This window comes from Anabaena azotica SJ-1, from assembly GCF_047275885.1.
GTDB lineage: Bacteria > Cyanobacteriota > Cyanobacteriia > Cyanobacteriales > Nostocaceae > Trichormus_B > Trichormus_B azotica_A.
Window position 1 is genome coordinate 1,956,483 of sequence record NZ_CP178454.1, and the last position, 19,238, is coordinate 1,975,720.

Sequence of the window (19,238 nt, forward strand, 5' to 3'; positions counted from 1 at the left end):
GCTATTGGTGCAACTTTCCCTGATGTTCACACTTAAAACCATGCTGTTGCCAACTGTGTATATCTACATCTACCAGTTTTGTTACCTGTGAGCATTGGGGTTGAATAACTTGACTGAGAAGCGCCCAAAACAAACTACGTATTATATCCAACTCAGTCTTTATCCAAGATTCTCGATTACCAGGAATACCAATTTCCTTGACGTTTTCGGTTTCTACCCAAATTCCATGAGCGCCTAAGATAATCTGTGCCATCAACTTGGCTCGGAATAAATGAGTACCAGAAGTAATTAATTTTACTTTCCTTACTCTCCAGCTTCGCAAAATTGGCACACCATAATAAAAATTTTCAAAGGTAGAATGAGCGCAATTTTCTAACCAAACTTTTTCTAAATCTGCTGCTTCCCGCTGAAAAATGATCCAAATACATGGATTTGGAGAACCTTGAGAAATTAAAATCGGGATGTGGGGATATTGTTTTGCTAGTTGGGCGGTATGAATTTCTCGGACAATACTACCCCCTAGTACAAAAAAACCATCTACTGGCTTTGAGGAAGCAGAAATTAAGGTTATAGTGGTGAGAGTCAACCAACTCAACAAGAGAAAACACAGCCCAACAACAATATTTTGTAACAACCGCCACAACTTTCTAAATCTACCCTTCAAGGAAATAGACAATTTGATGGTAAATCTGTGCTTCATAACATGGAAAAATAAAACTTTGTTATCTACTATTAAAAAGTCCTGTCATCAAGTCAACAAAGTGCTATCTTAGGAAAAGAATTTAAGGTTTAAAGATCAAGCAGTGACTGGTATCACTATGTTATTGTGGTTGTTTTTACAGTGAAACCAGGAAAACCAAAGGTTCATTTTGAATAAAAAGACAGTAGATTACAACAGTGATTACTCATCCTTTACAAAGGAAGAAAACAATGGACTAAGCATAGCTGAAATTAGGGTATAAAAACTTAAAAATCTCAGGAAAACCTGATTGCTAAACTGTCAACAATACAAATATTCCAGCTGATATACATGAACCAATCTGCGAAACGTTACTCACCGCTCCAAGCAGCCTTAATTGGTGGAGCGATCGCAACAACTGCTACTATATCTGTATTTGGTCAAGCTTGGACTCGGAGTGTTCATGCTGCTTTACAAGATAGTCCTAAAGCGTTAGTTGACCAAGTATGGCAACTGGTGAATCGTGAATATGTTGATGGCAAATTTAATCAACAAGATTGGCAAGCAACCAGGCAGAGCCTATTAAGCAAAGACTATACTTCCAATGATCAAGCTTATGTAGCCATCCGCGAAGCCCTGCAAAAATTGGGAGATCCATACACACGGTTTATGGATCCCAAACAATTTACAGCCTTGACCACTCAAACATCTGGGGAAGTTTCTGGGATTGGTATTCGCATGGAAGTCAATGAAAAAACCAAGCGATTAACCGTTGTCGAAGCTATAGAAAATTCTCCCGCACTGAAAGCTGGTGTGAAAGCAGGTGATGAGATTTTAGCAATTGATGGTAAAAGCACTCTCAAACTGAAAGTGGATGAGGCATCTAATTTAATTCGCGGTAAAGCTGGTACTGGTATAACTTTGCGACTAGGACGACCAGGAAAAAATGAGTTTGATTTGAAGCTGACAAGGGCTACTATCGAACTTCCTACTGTGAATTACACCCTTAAACAAGAAGGTGGTCGTCGAATTGGCTATATCAGATTGCGGGAGTTTAGCGCCCACGCGGCTGATCAAATGCGTCGAGCTATTCGCAATCTGAACAACGAAAAAGTTGATTCTTATGTATTAGATTTGCGAGGAAACCCAGGTGGTTTGTTGCAAGCCAGTATTGAAATAGCGCGGATGTGGCTAGATAATGGTGGCATTGTCAAGACTGTAGATCGTGTGGGAGGTAGTGAAGAAACTAAAGCCAATCGCACAGCCTTGACAAATCGACCCTTAGCTATTCTCGTTGACGGTAATTCCGCTAGTGCTAGTGAAATTCTCACCGGCGCTCTCAAGGATAATAAACGGGCGGTAGTGGTCGGTAGTCAAACTTTTGGTAAAGCTTTGGTGCAATCAGTACATGAACTTACTGATGGTTCTGGGTTAGCAGTGACTATTGCTCATTACTACACCCCCAAAGGTACGGATATCAATCACAAAGGCATTACACCGGATATTCAGCTAGATTTGACGGAGGCTCAAGAACGTCAGTTAGCTGCTAATCCCGCTTTAATTGGGACTATCAATGATCCACAATATGCCCGTGCTATTGTTGCCCTTTCTAATACAAAGTTTGCCCAACCTCTAACACCTGCTCAAAGTTCTCAACCTCTAAGCATTCGGGCTGAAGATTTGAAATTTTAAGTTTCGTTGCTAGGTGTTCATGTATTTTCTGTAATTGATTCAGATCCCACTCTTCAGAATAAAGGGTGGGATTTGTTTGGGAATAGTAAAACCGAAATAGAGATTTTCTACATACTTACTGGTATATATTGATTAATCTCAGTTAGAGAATTTTAGATATATGAATCATCAGTCAGTTGATGTAAATACTGCCCAAAGCTTTGTCCCCAAGGTGTCCGTGGTGATTCCTATTTATAATGGTGAAGCAGATTTACCAGATTTGCTGAGTTGTCTATTGTCGCAAACTTACCCAAAAGAGCAGGTAGAGTATTTATTAGTAGATAATAATAGCAGCGATCGCACTCTCTCCATTCTGCAAACAACCGCTGAAAATTCTCCCATCACTATCCGTCCTTTAAGTGAAAACAATATTCAAAGTTCCTACGCAGCCCGCAACACAGGCATCAAAGCTGCCACTGGCGAAATCATAGCCTTTACTGATGCTGACTGTCGTCCCCAACCCCAATGGTTAAATACATTAATTCAGCCTTTTATAAATCCAGAAGTAGTAATCGTTGCTGGTGAAATCCTGGCATTACCAGGTACAAGTTTATTAGAAAAATTTGCTGATAAACAAGAAACCTTATCTCAAAAACATACCCTTGCCCATAAATTTTGTCCCTATGGACAAACCGCCAATTTAGCAATTCGTCAGCATATTTTCACCAAATCAGGCTTATTTCGTCCCTATCTTACCACAGGTGGAGATGCAGATATCTGTTGGCGAATTCTTAAAGCTAATCTAGGTAAATTAGAATTTGCAGACGATGCCATTGTTCAGCACCGTCACCGCGTTACTATCAAAGAATTATCCAGTCAATGGCGACGCTATGGACGTTCAAATCGCTATTTACATGAATTACATGGGATTGAACTAACCAGAGAAATCAAAACCAAAGAATACATTTATATTTTACTCCGTTGGTTATTAAAAGAAGTACCAAAAATCAGCATTCAAAACATTATTGGTCAAGCTAGTTTTGCAGATTTATTCAATACTCCTTTGGGCTTATTTACTTCTAGAGAAAGAAGTTTAGGGCAAAAAAAAGCCCAGTTACCAGAAAATGCTAAAGTGATTGAATGGTTTTAGGATTTTAGATTTTTGAAGATTGAAAATTAACACTAGTGATGTTGATTTTATCGCCCGTGATAAATGCGTAAAATCATAACATATCTTCAATAATAACGTAGTGAATTATAAAGCTGTAGAGGATATTTATGCGGTCACAAAATATACCAAGTACCCAAACAAAATTAATTTAACATATTGATTGAAAACCAAAATGCCTGTATTCCTTACATATTCCCTGTTAAGAGTTCCCTGTTCCCTCTCCTCAATATAAAATTTATTTTGCACGACTACTTAAAACACCCCTTTCTGAACCTTTTCCCCACAGTGATAAAGGCTTTGAATCCACGTAAGCCTATAAAGCCTATAAATAGTTAAAAGCGTAGTTTCCGTATTTTTACTGTTTGTATAATCCTTTGCGTAAAGGGAAAATCTACTGTAGTGGATTTAATCAGGTGCGGAGTACAAGCCGATGGATTCTCAAACGCTGAAACCAAATATCCAAGATTTACAAAGTGATGTTATTGAACTGCTAGAGCAAATTAGTTTGCTGATGAACCGTGCTAGTACAGCATTGAGTTCTGATGTCTCTAGTCATAAATACGCAGAATTTGAGCGGCAAGTAAAGCAGGAAGTTGAAAAAGTCAAGAATCTTGAGTTAAGAATGGCAATTGTAGCACCGATGAAAGCGGGTAAGTCAACTATTACAAATGCCATTATCGGACAGGATATTTTACCAAGTCGTAATTCTGCCATGACGACGCTGCCCACAGAAATTATTTTTGATGCTGGGTTGCAAGAACCAATTTTAACTTTAAGTCCCGAAATAGTCACAGTTTTTCAAGAGACTTTATTGGCTTTGCGAAAGCAAATTAATGAGATGGGAATTGAAAAAGCACAAGAAAAGCTGGCTCAATATCCTCATTTACAAGTAATGCCAAAATTGATTCAAAAAGCTTTAGTAGAATCAGTTCCTCACAAATCGGAAGGGCGCAAAAATATTGCTCTTACCTTAACAAGTTTAAATGATATTGTCCGGTTGTGCAGTATTCTTTATCCTAGTATAGATCCACTCCAATCTTTAACAGAAGTTCCCAGGATTCGTACTCCTTTTTGGCTTTCTCAAACCAATCAGCAATCAGAAACTTTAGGTAAATTAGTAATTGTAGATACTCCTGGACCAAATGAAGCAGGGGAAAATCTGCGACTTCAAGCTGTAGTTGCTGAACAACTTCGTAAAAGTTCAATGGTGTTGATAGTTTTGGATTTCACACAATTGAAAAATGAAGCCGCAGAGAAAGTGAAAAAAGATGTTGAAAGAGTCATAGAATTACGAGGTAAAGAAAGTTTATATGTTTTAATTAATAAAGTTGATCAGCGTCGAGATGGTGACATGAAACCAGAACAGGTACAACAGTTTGTTACTGCTGAATTTGGTATTGGTGAAGTTGGTAATATAAATCGAGTATTTGAAATATCAGCTAGACGTGCCTTTACTTCTGCTAATTTTTTGATGGAATTACAACAAAATCCAGATTTAGAAATTAGTAAATTGAAAACAGCGCGTTCTCTCGCTCAAGAAGTATTTGGTATTGATTGGGAAGAAGAATTAGAAGAAGCAACAGTAGAAGAGTTAAAAAAGAAAGCTGAAAGATTGTGGAAAAAATCAGGATTTGATCCTTTTTTAAATGGTGCTATTAATAATTTAATGGCAGAAGCAGCACCCCGTTGTATTTTATCTGCACTGAAAATTACTCGTAGTAGATTAATGGAACTCAATAAAGCTGTACAACTTAGAAATAGTGCAGTTAATCAAGATGCTAAGAAAATCCAAAATGAAGTTGATTCTTTAAGCAATGATTTATCTAAATTGGAATGGTCTTTGCTAGATTTAGAAGAGCAGGTAGATGAAATAAAAAAGTCTTTAAGTGAGAAACTAGACTCAACACTTAAAAAGTTAAAACAAAATGCAGATAAATCTATTCAGGACTATTTTCTTGATGGTATAGCGCAACGATTAAAGCAAGTAAGTAACTCCAATGAGTTGAAAAATAAACTTGAACAGATAGATATAGCTGTTAGAAAAGCGTTACTAAGTCCAATACCATTACCTAACAATATGGCAACCATTTTTCCTGAATCAATATCTCGTTTTTTGAAATACGAAGTTGGACTAAAAGGACGAAATGAGTTTGTATTTGAAACTCAACAGGAAGCCGAAGAATTTGCAGCGCAATTAGTAGCTGAAGCTAAACAAATAGTAGAAGCATTACTATACAAAACCATTCAGGAAATTCAAGATGAAATTACAACTGTTCAAGATAATTTAATTATCTTGTTGAAACAAAGAACAAAAGGAGTGGTTGAAAACGCTTGTAAAAGATTAAATCAAGCATTTGCTATTGAATTTGAACTACCACCTTTATTATTAGAAGATATGGAAGCAAATTTTGGTAATGTTACTGACTATACTATGAAAGAAGAACAACCTTTTAGCGTTGTTAAAACAGTTGTAAATTTTTTCAAAAAACTATTCAACAATAATTATGCAGAAAAAAAGGAAAACAAATATATTGTATCACTTGAAAAAACAGTCTTTCAGTTTAATCAGTCAGTAGAAATTAAGATTATAGATACAGAGAAACAAATTAATCAGTATCTTGATGATGACTTTCAAGTTCGCATATCAGAATTTTTTAAAGAACTTGAAGGGTATTTGCAAAACTACAGAAACAGTTTATCACAAGCATTACAAGATCAAAGTTTATCCTTGGCAGACCAAGAAGAAGTTAAACAAATACTAATTTCGTTTGTTAATGACACCGATAAACTTTTGAAAGCAGTAGAAAAAAAACAAGAATTTACTTATAAACTAATGCTAGATAAATGATGAAAATACCTGATACTTACGAATCAAAAAACACCTTTTTTAGTTCATCAACTCAAACACTAGAACAACTCCAAAAGCGAGTTCCTGGTGTGGGAGATAAAGCCATAATTGACCTAATAAACGGTATCCAAATTAATAAAGATATCGTCCGCTATCGCAAAAATAGAGGCTGGTTTGGCAACCTCATTTCTCAACTAGATGGAAGTGATCATAAACGCCAAATTCTGTTAGATGGTAACTTAATTGCTGGACAAGAAGCACTATCAAACTGGGTTTTAGAACTTACAGACTCCTTAAAAATTAGTCAAGTTGCCCTAGAAATTACTCAAAACTCCTTATTAGAAGCTCGTGATGCTATTCGCAATCAAAAACAAAGATTGCAAACCCAAGAAAACGCAATCATTCAACTCAGTGAACAATTCAATCAATTAGCTCAACAAGTGGGTACAAGACTGAATAATCTTGAGTCACGAGTACGTAAATTAGAAGTACGAGTTGCAGCTAATGAAGACTTAGATCATATAGTCACCGCTTGGGCTGCTGGACAAACTTATACAAAACTACCTTGGGCTATACAAATTACATTATTAGCGAGGGAAGTATTCAGCAGTTCTGTAATTATGTATGAATTAGAAACAGGAGATAAAGACCGTTTTCGGCAATTATTAGTAAATAAAATTCTCGCTCATCATAAACAATTACCGAGTAGTTTTTTCGGACTTGGTGATTTATTAGATCAATCTTGGGCGACAATGACAAATGATGACAGAGAATTAACTGCGGGCTTATTAGAAATTCGTTCCATTCCCCAACAAAGATTAACAAATATACCCCATTTATTTGTGATTGGTACAACCTTAGAACTAGCAATACTTCCCGAAGAAGTTAGACCAAATAAACCTGCTCAAAGTGCTATTCATCTCTGTCGTCATCAAATTGATAGTATTTCCCGCACCACCGACGCACGGGAATTTATCACCACTATTGTTGAAGAAACAGCGAATGATTGTTTAGCAATAATTAGTAATTTTTCTAATTAATAAAGTATGAAAACCGCTAACCCTACATTTGGACTTGTACTCACTGGTGGAGGTGCAAAAGGAGCATATCAAGCCGGTGCATTAAAATATATTGCTGAACTTGGTTTAGTTCCCCACATCATTGCCGGAACTAGCATAGGCGCTCTTAACGGTGCTGTTTTGTCATCCTATCGCCCCTTTCCTGAAGCAGTACAGCACCTAAATCAATTTTGGGAAGAATTAGCCGACGCAAAGATTTTACGCCCCAATACAGGTACAATTCTCCGCACATTGAGTTACACTGCTCAAACGTTTATTCCCACATTTCGGGAATGGATGCTTCATTTTTTAATAGAACAAGGATTATTACAAGATTCTACCGCCATTTTTGACCCTGCACCTATTGAGCAACTATTAAGGACAACTATCAATCCCCACAACCTTAAAAATGGAATTGAATTATGGGTGACAGTATTTCCATCTTTAAAAATTCCCGGTTTAGGTTACGATTGGTTAATTGATTTTGTCCGCGCCCGCACAGGAACAGATGCTCACTGGCTTTGTGTACAAGATTTTAGAGATGATGAAACCTTATACAATTTACTTTTAGCTAGTGCTGCACTTCCTTTAGCATTTCCTAGTCGAGAAGTAAATGGAAAATCTTATGTTGATGGTGGTTTAGCTGATAACGTCCCTTTAAGAGCTTTAGTTGCGCGTGGTTGTACTCATGCAATTATTATTCATCTGCAAAATGGAGTAACTTGGAATCGTCATGATTTTGCAGAACAAACCATCATTGAAATTAGACCAGAACAACTAATTAATAAATCAGAGATGCCAATTATCGGCTTAATTGATAGTTGGTTAGATTTTAGTTTTGAACGTATTACCGAACTCAAAAAGCGTGGTTATGAAGATGCAAAACGTTGTTTAACTCCCATTATTCAGAGTTTTAAAACAATAAAAGAACAGCGTCAATCTCATGATAGGCTGGTTCAGTCAACACAGCAGCTATTGAATGACTCTCCCCTGTAATACTTCAAACTTGTATCCAATCAAAAAATTTCCTCCTTTGTGTCTTTACGTGAGATAAAAAATCTAAAATACCAACCAGATAACCCTGCTTTTTACCTTTTATCAGACATTATCAATATTCAACTAACTAGACATGATATTACTTAAATTTTTGCAAAATCTGTTTAGCAACAGTTACCCCAGAAATAGCCGCACCTTCCATAAAACCCTGCCATTCGTAAAATGAATTAGTATGTTCACCTGCAAAGTAAAGGTTATCTACAGGTTTACTTTCATTTCCAGCAATAGTTGTAAAGTATCCAGGCCTGTTACAGGTATAACTGCCTTGATTTAAAGGGTTTAACAACCAATTTTCTAAATGTGCTAAAAACTGATTTCCATTAATTTTGACAGCCGCAGTATCAGCACCAGGAAAAACATTTTTTAATTGATTAACAAAATTACTAGTTTCCTGCTGTATTTTTTGGGGATTAAGTCCTGCACCATATTTACCTCCGGCGTAATTTGTCAACACAGCACGTTGATTATTCGCTTGACTAGGATTTGTTTCCCAAGTACCTTGAATGTTAGAAAGATTGGTGTAAGCAAAACCACTACTACCCAAATTTACCCAAGGACGACTATTAAAACCCACTATGAGTTTAGAATTTGTGCCATAACTGAAATTGTTAATGGCATTGAGTTTAGATGCAGGTAATTGTAGTTGTTGTAAATCTACTTCGCGCAAGGTTGAAAAAGGAATTGCTAAGACAACAGCATCAAATTTTTCACTTAATCCACCATTAAAAGTTAATTCAATTTTACCTGCACTATCTTTCCGCACAGCAATTAATTTTCTACCATAATTAATTTGTCCTGGCAGCCGATTCTTCATCCCTTCAACAATCTGCTGATTACCCCCAATAATATGATATCTTTCATCACTAAATACTCCAAAAGGTTTAAATTTAGAACGCTTATCGGCATGAATAAACAACAGAAAATTTAGACAGCTTTGTTCATTTATTTCCAAACCATATTCACCAACATAAGCTGCTTTAATGACATTTTTGAGTAAATATCCTGCACCACGAGTATCAAGATATTTGTCAAGAGTAGTAAAATCAAGTTCTCGTTCAGCTTGCGTATAGCTATCAGCAGTTGGGCTACCAATAGTGCGAAGATCATCTTTCATCGCTGTTGTTAAATTCCGAAATTCTTCAACTACTGCTGATTCTGAATAACGTTGATTATCAAAATAATAAAATATTTCTCCTGGTTGTTTTGATAAATCTTCTAGTGGTAACTTAAATTCTTGGGCGTAACCTAATATGGTTTTATGCAGGTTGTCGATTAACTCTGCACCTCTTTCTGCAACTTGTCCAGGGAAGAGATTTTCAAGAGAATAACAACGTCCACCGGCTCTTTCACTTGCTTCATAAATAGTAGCTTTAATTCCTCTTTTTTGCAGTTCATAACCACAAGTTAATCCTGCTAAACCAGCACCAATAATTGCGATTTTGGCATTTACAGCAGATGGTGCTGCTAAAGCGTGGTCAAAATAGCCAGAACCAACTCCTAAAGTTCCTCCGATCAGGGTAAGTTTTCCTATGTCTGCTAAAAATTCTCGTCGTTTGCTTCTGCGATTTGATGCTAATTCTTTGATAGCAAGAATGCGTTCAATACCTTCGCTAGTGGAAATGTTATTTTGTTGACAATACCGAACAATCTTGATTGTGTGTGCTAGTTTTCTAAACAGTTCTGAATGAGTCATATTTAAGTCCAGATGAGTTGATTTTTTGTAAATTTCGCAGACTATTTTTGACAATCTTCTCTGAAAACTTCTGCACTCGAACTAGTAGGGTCGTGAATTAAAAATTAGTGTTAGATGCCACACTACAAAGTTTTCAATTAACCTCTTATATGAATGTGATTGGATATTTAAGTAAACCAGGCTAATTTGTATAATAGTTTACAAATATTTAATCTGTAACTTTTTATTTATCTTTAATTTAAGCACATTCTAGGTGTAGATGGTATCAATAAAAGTTATTAACAGAATTTACATCAGATATGCCCATCCCCAATACCCAATCCAGACCAAATTTCGCTAAAGTTATATAAAGGTAAATTTATAGGAATTTTCGATGTCAGCACAATTGTTACTGGTAGATGACGAACCGGGATTGAGGGAGGCCGTCAAAGAATATTTACAAGAAAGCGGTTTCAGCGTTCAAACTGCCAGTAATGCCCGTGAAGGTTGGGATATGATGCAGCATAGTATCCCAGATTTGGTAATTTCTGATATCATGATGCCTCAAGTGGATGGTTATCAGTTCTTGAAGCAAATGCGAGATGATCCACGGTTTCAAGCTTTACCTGTGGTATTTTTAACAGCTAAAGGCATGACAGGCGATCGCATTCAAGGCTATCAAGCTGGTGTTGATGCTTATTTACCTAAACCTTTTGATCCTGATGAACTGGTGGCCATAGTCGAAAACTTACTAGTGCGTCACACTGCGAAAACACAGGTAGCCAGTGGTGAAGATACGGAAACCATGGATATTGCTAAATTAGCCCATGAAATTTCCAAAATTAAAGATTTATTAAGTCCCAGAAATGCAATTACTCAAACTCCTCCTCCGTTCAAAATAGATTTAACTCCCAGAGAACAAAGTGTTTTAAATCTAGTAGCGGAAGGTTTGATGAACAAAGAAATTGCACGTCGTTTAGAAACCAGTGTTCGCAACGTCGAAAAATATGTCAGCCGTTTATTTAGCAAAACTGGTACAAATAGCCGTACTGAGTTAGTGCGTTTCGCCCTAGAACATGGACTAGCTAAGTAAAATACTCAAAACACTTATTTTTTGCGACTCTGGGTGAACTACAATCTCTATTCTCACGCAAAGGGGCAATCTCCGTCAGGAGATCCCACAGATTAGACCCAACGCAATCTTGCAAAAATAGTCAAAGCATGGTCAAGGAGAAATAAAAAGAAACGGGATTTTACCTATTCACTCATTTAACCCTATATACCCGCATCGACAAACAAACGCAGATCCCAATAATGACGTGAACCAGGTGGTAAAATCCAGGTATTCTTTTGCTCACCTGGTTGCAGTTGTAAACGGTTACATAGTTCATGTATTTCTTGCACTGCAATTGAAGTTTCTGGCGCTCTGATCCATAAAATAATCGTATCGTCTGCTTCTTTTTCCCAATCTAGATCATCATGACGATAATATCTGGCCAGTTCATATATATCATCAATCATAATTACCTTAAATTTAAGAATTGACCTATCATAACCAGACCTGCAACTTATAAATCTTAACAATCATTGTTTCTTGATTCCTATTGCTTCATCTGCGTCTATCTGCGTTTAACTATCAACTAGTCTTAGCCACCCAATTTAAACATAATTGCCGGAAATCTTCACCCCTTGCTTCAAAATTAGGATATTGATCAAAACTCGCGCAAGCTGGAGATAATAACACAACTGATGCTTGATGTTGCTTGGCTAATTCTGCGGACTTGGGTACAGCTTTTGCCATTGTTTCAACAATTTCAAAGTTAGTATATCCTACTTCTTCTAGACGTTGAGCAAATGCAGGTGCAGCATTACCAATTAATAAAACAGCCGCAGCTTTAGCTTGAATTTTATTTAACCAACCTGTATCATCTCCAGCTTTTGCTTCACCACCAGCAATTAAAATTGCAGGACTGTTGACAGATGCTAAACCTACTTCCGCTGCATCATAATTGGTGGCTTTGCTATCATTAATAAAGTCAATTCCTTCCCATGTACAAATATGTTCTAAGCGATGGGGAACACCGGGAAATTCACGGACTGCATGGGAAATTGCTTCTATGTCAATTCCTGCTAATCTTGCTGCTGCTACTGACATGAGGAGATTTTGTTGGTTGTGTTCTCCTACCATTCGCAAAGCAGAAACTTCTACAATTTGTTGAGGTGTGGAAGTTGGAGATAATTTTTCTATTACCCAGCCATTTTCTATATAAAAGCCTTTTTCACCAATTAAAAAATCTGCACCTTTGACACTTGTCCAATACGCATCAGGCCAATGACTTAATCCTACTTTGTTTAAATAAACATCGTCACCGTTGAATATCTGCAACTGAGAGTTATTTAAAACTTTGGCTTTGATGTTGTAATAATTTTCTAATGTTTTGTGACGGGCTAAATGATCCGGCGTGAAGGTTGTCCAAATACCAATGCGAGGAGAAAGGGTAACGGAAGATTCTATTTGATAACTACTTAATTCACCAACGATCCAATCTAAACGATTTTTGGTTTGAGATTCTGTTCCCTTTAATGCTACTTCACAAGCTGCCAGACCGATGTTACCACAGGCGGGAGCGTTAAATCCTGCGGCTTGAAAAATGGCAGCAGTTAGTGCAGTTGTGGTAGTTTTCCCATTTGTACCGGTGATGGCTACCCAAGGAATATTTTGCAAATGTCGCCAAGCTAGTTCCATTTCCCCAATGGTTTCAATTCCTAACTCTCGCGCTTTGACTAAGACAGGAATATCCCAAGGTACACCGGGACTAACAACTATTAATTTCGGTAAAATTTCTCTCTCTAGGTCTGGTGTGTGTCCTAATTTAACGGGAATTTGTTCGTTAGCAAGTTCTTGTTGTTGTTCCAGGAGATTTGGAGAGGTGCTGCGATCGCTTAATTCCACCTCCCAGCCTTCCTGTTTCAACAATCTTGCCGCAGCAATACCGGACTTTCCCAATCCAATCACAACAGCTTCTGGCATAGACTGTTTAGCATCCCTGGTTAAGCTCCCCTATAGTAGCGTTAATCGGCAAAAATTACACCTGTTTTTGTTGTCTTTTGCTACAGATTTTTGACGATCGCCCCAAAGTCAGCTAAAACACGGGCATGATTTCGCAATAATCCCAGTAAATTTAAGCGATTTCGCTTAATATCTGGATTTGAGTCCATGACTAAAACGCTATCTTCACCATCAAAGAATTTACTCACGGTGGGAGCAATTTTTTCCAGTGCAGCTATTAATAGTTGATAGTTGCGGGTTTGTTGCGCGGTTTGGGTTTGGGGAACTAGTTCTACTAAGGCGGTGTAGAATGCTGATTCAGAAGATTTTTGGAATAATTCGGGGTTAACTACCGCTGTCGGTTCTAACTGTTGGAAGTCTAAATCACCTTGTGCAGCGAGTCGGGTAGAACGGTTGACGGTTTCATAGATTTTATCTAATGTACCATCGTTGCGGATTTGTTGTAGATAAAGGGCGCGATCGCGCACATCCAATAAATCCTGTAATGCGCGTTCTGTGTATTCTGGATCATTTTCTCCCAAAACTGCATTTACCAAGTCATAATCTATCTGTTTTTCTTCTTGTAATAAAGTGCGAATCCTTTGTAGGAAAAATTCCCGTAAAGAGGTAATTAGAGATTTTGCATCTTTGTTAAATTTGCTTGCAAAATTTGTTGTTATTTGCTCTAATAACCATTCTAAATTAATCTGCAAATTTGCAAACCAAGTAATATTAACGATAGCATTAGCAGCGCGACGTAATGCAAATGGGTCGGAAGAACCAGAAGGAATTAAACCTAATCCAAAGATACTGACTAAAGTATCTAATCTATCTGCTAAACCTACAACTTGACCTGTGAGAGTTTGAGGTAAAATATCATCGGCATTTTTGGGTAAATAATGTTCCACAATTGCTGTTGCGACTTCTGTATCTTCACCACTAGCTAAGGCGTATTTTTCTCCCATAATTCCTTGTAATTCTGGGAACTCATACACCATTTGGGTAACTAAATCGGCTTTACACAATAAAGCAGCTTTTTGAATTTTCTGACTTTCATTTTCTCCTAACTGCAACTGTTGAGAGATTTGACCAGCAATATTCACCACTCTCTCGACTTTGGCACGAACTGAACCTAAATCTTCTTGGAAAGTAACCGTTTCTAATTGAGGTAAAAAGCTTTCTAAAGGTTTTGCTAAATCAGCTTCATAGAAAAACCTCCCATCAGCTAACCGCGCCCGAATTACTTTTTCATTACCAACAGCAATGATATCTGCTTTTGCAGGATCGCCGTTAGAAACAGTAACAAAATTCGGTAATAATTCCTTATTTTCTGAAGTTTTGAAAACCGGGAAATAACGCTGATGCGTCACCATGACAGTAGTGGAAACTTCGGTAGGTAATGTGAGAAATTCATCTTCAAATTTACCCACTACTGCGGTAGGATATTCTACTAAATTTGTGGTTTCTTCTAATAAATCAGGATATATTTCTGTGAAACCGCCTAATTTCTGTACTGCGGTTTTGACTTGTTCAACAATGATATTTTCCCGTTCTTCCGGTTTAACTATCACATAACCAGAACGCAAGGTATCTACATATTCAGTTGCGTGGGAAATGCTGACAGGTTCGGGATGTAAAACACGATGTGCTGGAGAAATGCGATCGCTCTTAACCGTTTTCTCGCCATTCTTTAATTCTAAGGGCAAAACATCCCCATCCAACAAAGCCACCAAAGAGCGAATCGGACGGGAAAACCTACCATCACCACTTCCCCAACGCATCAACCGCTTTCCTTCCAAACCCCAAACCCACTGGGGTACAAGTTCTGTCAGAATTTCCGCAACAGGTCGTCCGGGAGTTTTTTTCTGAATGAAGACAAAATCACCTTTTTCTGTCGGTCGAATTTCCAAAGCGTCCAGTTCCACACCTTGTTTTTTAGCAAACCCAATTGCTGCGGGTGTGGGATTACCATCTTTAAAAGCTGCTTGTGCGGGTGGACCCTTGATTTCTTCTTCCTTGTCTGGTTGCTGGAATGGTAAACCTGTAATCAGAACTGCTAACCGTCGGGGAGTTCCATAAACTTCTACAGTTTCAGCTTTGAGGCTGTTAGCTTCCAGAGTTTGAGGAATGCGCGATCGCCATTGTACAACGGCACTACTCAAAAAGCTTGCAGGTAGTTCTTCTGTACCAACTTCTAATAAAAACGCAGGCATAGGACACTAATCTTTATCAGTCAATTCCACCAGTTTACCTTGTCAGTAAAAATTCAGGAATTCAGGAGTCAAAATATTTGAGAAATTTATAAAATTTAGAAACAAAATATCTAGATTTTAACATTGATGAGCAGGACGGACGCAGAGATTTTTTGATTAGCAATTCAGCAGAATATCAGGTGATAGAGTTGAATGTTTGGTACTGTCTGGAATGAAATGTAGCGTCAGCCATATTTTATAGCTGTATGTTTTCATCCTAGTGACAACCGCCATAATTACACAATCAATCTTGTGTAACTCTTAGTAGGATGAACTGTCTCTGCGATTTCTACGCCATTGATTCATTATTTCGCGTTGTTCAGGAGTCAAAATTCGCTGAATTTGTTGTCTTTGCTGTTGTGTAATTTCACGTATTTCCTGTCTTTGTTCCGTGGACAAATTAAGCGATCGCAATTTCTTCATTGACAACTTATAGCGACCATTATTAGCAGATTGTACTTGCTGTTGCTGTTCGGGAGATAAAAGTGCAAATATTTGTGCTTCACTTTCCTCTCTAATCCGTTTAACTTGTGCTTTTTGAGTGTCAGTTAAATTAAGTTCTGACATTTTCTCTGAAACTTGATTTAAATCTCTTTGGTATGATGGAGAATTTCTGCCATTGTTAGATGATGGATAATTTCTGCCATTGTTAGACGAGCGAGAATTGCTGTCATTGTCTGATGTTTGATAATTGCTGTCATTGTCCGATGTTTGGTAATTGCTGTCATTATCCGATGTTTGATAACTTCTTCCATTTTCCCTAGAATTGTTGGGAAAAGAAGTCCGATTGGGAGAATCTAATTGACATCCCGCAGTCAGAATAGAGATAGCTAAACCCATCGCAGGGATAGCATAAATACTCAATTTCCGTTTATAGTTCATGAATTGATACTCCATAAATACATCTCAAATTCACCGAGACATACTATTTATATATCAGTTATTTTAGCGATAAGTCAAAAAAAATATAGCTATTGTTAACAACTAAAAAAAAACTACCATCTCTATCTCATTCAATAAATTCGATATGACATGGTAGCTACAACAATTAGCAAAAATATTCAGAACCTTAGTTCACCTTAATATAGACGGAAATCTTGTCTGTGACGATATTCTCTTTGTCGATGATTTTCATATCTGTGGTTATTTTCATATCTGTGGTTATTGTCTCGTCGGTAATTATTGTCTCGTCTGTGGTTATTGTCTTGTCTGTGGTTATTGTCTTGTCTGTGGTTATTGTCTTGCCTGTGATTATTGTCTTGTCTGTGATTATTGTCTTGTCTGTGATTATTGTCTTGTCTGTGGTTATTGTCTTGTCTGTGATTATTGTCTTGGTGCTGATTTCTATAATTGTTCGGATGTTCAGCTAATGCGGGAGATATTCCTAGACTACCTATTGCAACTAAACCAAGTGTACCAAGTAAGATAAGAGATTTGTGCAAATTCATAACAAGTATTCTTGACAGTGAAATTAATTTGATGGTTGTTTTATTCAACCTACTTAAAGCATAAAATTATAGTTGCATAGCCATATAGGTAAAAAGTCACTACTTCATTTATGACTTTAGTCATGTTTATGTAAAGTTATGAAATATAATTGTATTGCAAAAAATTCTAGTCTAGTAAAAGTAAAAATATAGAGGCGTTGAATTTTTACCCACCTTACATCCCCACCCTTTATAGAAATGGGCAAATAAAAGTAACTTTTTCTATCTTTAGTTTAATTAGCATAGTATTAACATCCATCACTTATCACAGTAGCGTTCACGCACAAGTGATTCCCGACAGCACACTCAAAACCACTGTGACTGGCAGTAATAATTACACCATCACTAATGGTAGCCGTATCGGCAATAACTTATTCCATAGCTTTAGTCAATTCTCCATTCCTACCAAGGGTCTGTATTCTTCAACAATGCAAACGATATCCAAAACATTTTTAGCCGCGTGACTGGTGGCAATATTTCCCATATTGATGGCTGGATTCAAGCCAATGGTAGTGCTAATTTATTCTTACTCAACCCATCTGGGATTATTTTTGGTGCAAATGCCCGCTTAGATATTGGTGGTTCATTTATAGGGACAGCAAATCATTGTATTGCCAAAAATTGTGTGGTCTGGTAAAAATAAAAAACAGAGCAATTGCTTTTTTGAACTGCTAAAATGCCTCTAGAATTACAAAATCTCACAGGTGGTTATACTGTTTCGCCAATTATCCAAGATGTGAATCTTTCTTTGCAAACTGGAGAATGGTTGAGTTTAGTTGGTGCTAATGGTTCTGGTAAATCTACTTTACTGAAATTAATTAGTCGCATTCTCTCTCCTCAACAAGGAGTAATTTTACTCGATGGGAAAGCAATTCACTCACAACCTCCTAATTTGGTGGCTCAAAAATTAGCACTTTTACCACAACAGCAACCAATTCCTGCTGGTTTAACTGTGCGTCAATTAGTAAGTTTAGGCAGGACACCACATCAACCTTGGTGGCAATGGGAATTAACTGGTAATGATAGGCAGAAAATTGAAGCAGCAATACAAAAAACACAACTAGAAAATTTTGGCGATCGCTTAGTTGAAGAACTTTCCGGTGGTGAACGACAAAGAGCTTTTTTAGCTTTAGCTTTAGCACAAGAACCGAAGGTATTATTATTAGATGAACCTACTACTTATTTAGATATCAATTATCAATTACAACTATTAGAACTACTTAAGAATCTCAATCAACAACAACAATTAACCATCGTCACAGTTTTACATGAGTTAAATTTAGCAGCCCGCTATAGTTCCCGGATTGCTTTATTAAAAGCAGGTCATCTTTGGGAAGTAGGTACACCCGAAACTGTGTTGACACCAAATAATATTGCTCAAGTTTTTGGTGTAGAATCGGTGATTATTCAGACCCCTGTAGGATTACAAGTTTGTGCAATTTCTCCTGTGTAAAAGGGTATTGGGTATGGGCTTTTCCCCTTAGACCATTTCACGAAAAGCTCGATACAAATAATTGGTTTTTAATTCTTTCTATTTGCACCCTCCTTCATTTTCCATAACTTATCAACTGTTACAAATTCATAGCCTTGTTGCAACAATTGGGGAATGAGAATTTTGATGATTTCGGCCACATCTTGTCCACCACAAACACCATCATGTAAAACAATTTGTGATCCACCTGTTACCTGAGAAAGCACTCTTTGGACAACCACAGACACACCAGGGCGTACCCAATCTTCTGGTACGATACTCCACATTACTGATCTGTAGTTCCACTGATGAAATAATTTTAAAGTCCCAGGTGTAAAAAAACCATTAGGGGGACGGACATCTCGCACTTGTTCTGGTTGCAAGTCACAAGCATTGTAGATAGCTGCTTGGGTGGTTTCTAAACTCAGCTTCAGGTCTGTAGGGGAAAGGGTGGGAAAAGAGAGATGTTCGTAACCATGTAAACCTATCCAGTGTCCTCTATTTTTAACCTCTTGGGCAATGTGGGGTGAACGGTTGACACAAACACCCAACCAAAAAAAACTGGCTTTAATATTGTAACTGTCTAAAATTGCCAATACTGGGAGTGTGTATTGGGGATGAGGTCCATCATCAAAGGTGAGAGCGATCGCTTTGCTATTAAGATCCCCATGCCAAAGACAGTTGGGAAAACTCGGTTGAAGAATGCGGTAAATAATCGGGAATAAAGGGGCAAAATGCATCTTAAATCATAACTAAAGTGTGTCTTAAATCATAACTAAAGTGTGTCTTAAATCATAACTAAAGTGTGTTTTAAATCATAACTA

15 protein-coding genes and 1 pseudogene are annotated in these 19,238 nt (G+C 37.3%); 8 read left to right on the forward strand and 8 right to left on the reverse strand.

Translation table 11 applies throughout. From position 1 onward, the window contains the following. Position 1 precedes the first annotated feature (1 nt). Positions 2 to 700 carry a YdcF family protein gene (locus ACLLO5_RS08645; RefSeq protein WP_413175051.1) on the reverse strand — a complete coding sequence of 233 codons (699 nt, stop codon included), beginning with the start codon at positions 698 to 700 and terminating at the stop codon, positions 2 to 4. 330 nt (positions 701 to 1,030) lie between these two features. Between ACLLO5_RS08645 and ctpB the strand changes: the two genes are divergently transcribed. The 5 genes from ctpB (at position 1,031) to ACLLO5_RS08670 (ending at position 8,423) form a co-directional block, all read left to right on the forward strand. Beyond that, positions 1,031 to 2,371 carry a carboxyl-terminal processing protease CtpB gene (gene ctpB, locus ACLLO5_RS08650; RefSeq protein ID WP_413175052.1) on the forward strand — a complete coding sequence of 447 codons (1,341 nt, stop codon included), beginning with the start codon at positions 1,031 to 1,033 and terminating at the stop codon, positions 2,369 to 2,371. A gap of 160 nt (positions 2,372 to 2,531) precedes the next feature. Beyond that, positions 2,532 to 3,500, forward strand: a complete 969-nt coding sequence (locus ACLLO5_RS08655) for a glycosyltransferase (protein WP_413175053.1) — start codon at positions 2,532 to 2,534, stop codon at positions 3,498 to 3,500. Positions 3,501 to 3,951: 451 nt separating this feature from the next. Further along, positions 3,952 to 6,369: a dynamin family protein gene (locus ACLLO5_RS08660; RefSeq protein WP_413175054.1), complete on the forward strand. Its 2,418-nt coding sequence runs from the start codon at positions 3,952 to 3,954 to the stop codon at positions 6,367 to 6,369. Further along, positions 6,366 to 7,409 carry a diguanylate cyclase regulator RdcB family protein gene (locus ACLLO5_RS08665; protein WP_413175055.1) on the forward strand — a complete coding sequence of 348 codons (1,044 nt, stop codon included), beginning with the start codon at positions 6,366 to 6,368 and terminating at the stop codon, positions 7,407 to 7,409. Before ACLLO5_RS08660 ends, ACLLO5_RS08665 begins: the two co-directional genes overlap by 4 nt. Positions 7,410 to 7,415: 6 nt before the next feature. After that, positions 7,416 to 8,423 (forward strand): patatin-like phospholipase family protein, encoded by a 1,008-nt coding sequence (locus ACLLO5_RS08670; RefSeq protein ID WP_413175056.1) that lies wholly within the window; start codon positions 7,416 to 7,418, stop codon positions 8,421 to 8,423. A gap of 139 nt (positions 8,424 to 8,562) precedes the next feature. Here ACLLO5_RS08670 and ACLLO5_RS08675 read toward each other — a convergent pair whose 3' ends face one another. Next, positions 8,563 to 10,176 (reverse strand): flavin monoamine oxidase family protein, encoded by a 1,614-nt coding sequence (locus tag ACLLO5_RS08675; protein WP_413175057.1) that lies wholly within the window; start codon positions 10,174 to 10,176, stop codon positions 8,563 to 8,565. 373 nt (positions 10,177 to 10,549) lie between these two features. Between ACLLO5_RS08675 and ACLLO5_RS08680 the strand changes: the two genes are divergently transcribed. Beyond that, positions 10,550 to 11,248: a response regulator gene (locus tag ACLLO5_RS08680; protein ID WP_413175058.1), complete on the forward strand. Its 699-nt coding sequence runs from the start codon at positions 10,550 to 10,552 to the stop codon at positions 11,246 to 11,248. Between the two features lie 182 nt (positions 11,249 to 11,430). On the opposite strand, the gene ACLLO5_RS08685 is transcribed toward ACLLO5_RS08680, so the two are convergent. The 5 genes from ACLLO5_RS08685 to ACLLO5_RS08705 form a co-directional block, all read right to left on the reverse strand. Continuing rightward, a complete protein-coding gene (locus ACLLO5_RS08685; RefSeq protein WP_413175059.1) occupies positions 11,431 to 11,676 on the reverse strand; it encodes a hypothetical protein in 246 nt (81 codons plus the stop codon). Between the two features lie 115 nt (positions 11,677 to 11,791). Then, a complete protein-coding gene (gene murD / locus ACLLO5_RS08690) occupies positions 11,792 to 13,186 on the reverse strand; it encodes a UDP-N-acetylmuramoyl-L-alanine--D-glutamate ligase (protein WP_413175060.1) in 1,395 nt (464 codons plus the stop codon). 80 nt (positions 13,187 to 13,266) lie between these two features. Then, the gene (glyS, locus tag ACLLO5_RS08695) at positions 13,267 to 15,417 is read right to left on the reverse strand and encodes a glycine--tRNA ligase subunit beta (RefSeq protein ID WP_413175061.1); all 2,151 of its coding nucleotides are present in this window, start codon (positions 15,415 to 15,417) and stop codon (positions 13,267 to 13,269) included. 300 nt (positions 15,418 to 15,717) lie between these two features. Continuing rightward, positions 15,718 to 16,338, reverse strand: a complete 621-nt coding sequence (locus ACLLO5_RS08700) for a Spy/CpxP family protein refolding chaperone (RefSeq protein ID WP_413175062.1) — start codon at positions 16,336 to 16,338, stop codon at positions 15,718 to 15,720. A 197-nt stretch (positions 16,339 to 16,535) separates the two neighbouring features. Continuing rightward, a complete protein-coding gene (locus tag ACLLO5_RS08705) occupies positions 16,536 to 16,904 on the reverse strand; it encodes a hypothetical protein (protein ID WP_413175063.1) in 369 nt (122 codons plus the stop codon). 245 nt (positions 16,905 to 17,149) lie between these two features. On the opposite strand from ACLLO5_RS08705, the pseudogene ACLLO5_RS08710 reads away from it, so the two are divergent. Beyond that, positions 17,150 to 17,556, forward strand: a pseudogene (locus ACLLO5_RS08710) (filamentous hemagglutinin N-terminal domain-containing protein); the annotation flags it as partial. Positions 17,557 to 17,619: 63 nt separating this feature from the next. After that, positions 17,620 to 18,396, forward strand: coding sequence for an ABC transporter ATP-binding protein (locus ACLLO5_RS08715; protein ID WP_413175064.1), 777 nt, complete (start codon positions 17,620 to 17,622; stop codon positions 18,394 to 18,396). 68 nt (positions 18,397 to 18,464) lie between these two features. Here the strand turns inward: ACLLO5_RS08715 and ACLLO5_RS08720 are convergent, their stop codons facing one another. Further along, on the reverse strand, positions 18,465 to 19,154 hold the full coding sequence (locus ACLLO5_RS08720; protein WP_413175065.1) for a polysaccharide deacetylase family protein: 690 nt from the start codon (positions 19,152 to 19,154) through the stop codon (positions 18,465 to 18,467). Positions 19,155 to 19,238 lie beyond the last annotated feature (84 nt).

What these genes read in the sequence shown, in the direction of transcription:
- ACLLO5_RS08705 (WP_413175063.1), bottom strand. Translation starts at nt 16,904, where the DNA reads ATGAATTTGCACAAATCTCTTATCTTACTTGGTACACTTGGTTTAGTT.
- ACLLO5_RS08720 (WP_413175065.1), bottom strand. Translation starts at nt 19,154, where the DNA reads ATGCATTTTGCCCCTTTATTCCCGATTATTTACCGCATTCTTCAACCG.
- murD (WP_413175060.1), bottom strand. Translation starts at nt 13,186, where the DNA reads ATGCCAGAAGCTGTTGTGATTGGATTGGGAAAGTCCGGTATTGCTGCG.
- ACLLO5_RS08670 (WP_413175056.1), top strand. Translation starts at nt 7,416, where the DNA reads ATGAAAACCGCTAACCCTACATTTGGACTTGTACTCACTGGTGGAGGT.
- ACLLO5_RS08665 (WP_413175055.1), top strand. Translation starts at nt 6,366, where the DNA reads ATGATGAAAATACCTGATACTTACGAATCAAAAAACACCTTTTTTAGT.
- ACLLO5_RS08685 (WP_413175059.1), bottom strand. Translation starts at nt 11,676, where the DNA reads ATGATTGATGATATATATGAACTGGCCAGATATTATCGTCATGATGAT.
- glyS (WP_413175061.1), bottom strand. Translation starts at nt 15,417, where the DNA reads ATGCCTGCGTTTTTATTAGAAGTTGGTACAGAAGAACTACCTGCAAGC.
- ACLLO5_RS08715 (WP_413175064.1), top strand. Translation starts at nt 17,620, where the DNA reads ATGCCTCTAGAATTACAAAATCTCACAGGTGGTTATACTGTTTCGCCA.
- ctpB (WP_413175052.1), top strand. Translation starts at nt 1,031, where the DNA reads ATGAACCAATCTGCGAAACGTTACTCACCGCTCCAAGCAGCCTTAATT.
- ACLLO5_RS08675 (WP_413175057.1), bottom strand. Translation starts at nt 10,176, where the DNA reads ATGACTCATTCAGAACTGTTTAGAAAACTAGCACACACAATCAAGATT.
- ACLLO5_RS08645 (WP_413175051.1), bottom strand. Translation starts at nt 700, where the DNA reads ATGAAGCACAGATTTACCATCAAATTGTCTATTTCCTTGAAGGGTAGA.
- ACLLO5_RS08655 (WP_413175053.1), top strand. Translation starts at nt 2,532, where the DNA reads ATGAATCATCAGTCAGTTGATGTAAATACTGCCCAAAGCTTTGTCCCC.
- ACLLO5_RS08660 (WP_413175054.1), top strand. Translation starts at nt 3,952, where the DNA reads ATGGATTCTCAAACGCTGAAACCAAATATCCAAGATTTACAAAGTGAT.
- ACLLO5_RS08700 (WP_413175062.1), bottom strand. Translation starts at nt 16,338, where the DNA reads ATGAACTATAAACGGAAATTGAGTATTTATGCTATCCCTGCGATGGGT.
- ACLLO5_RS08680 (WP_413175058.1), top strand. Translation starts at nt 10,550, where the DNA reads ATGTCAGCACAATTGTTACTGGTAGATGACGAACCGGGATTGAGGGAG.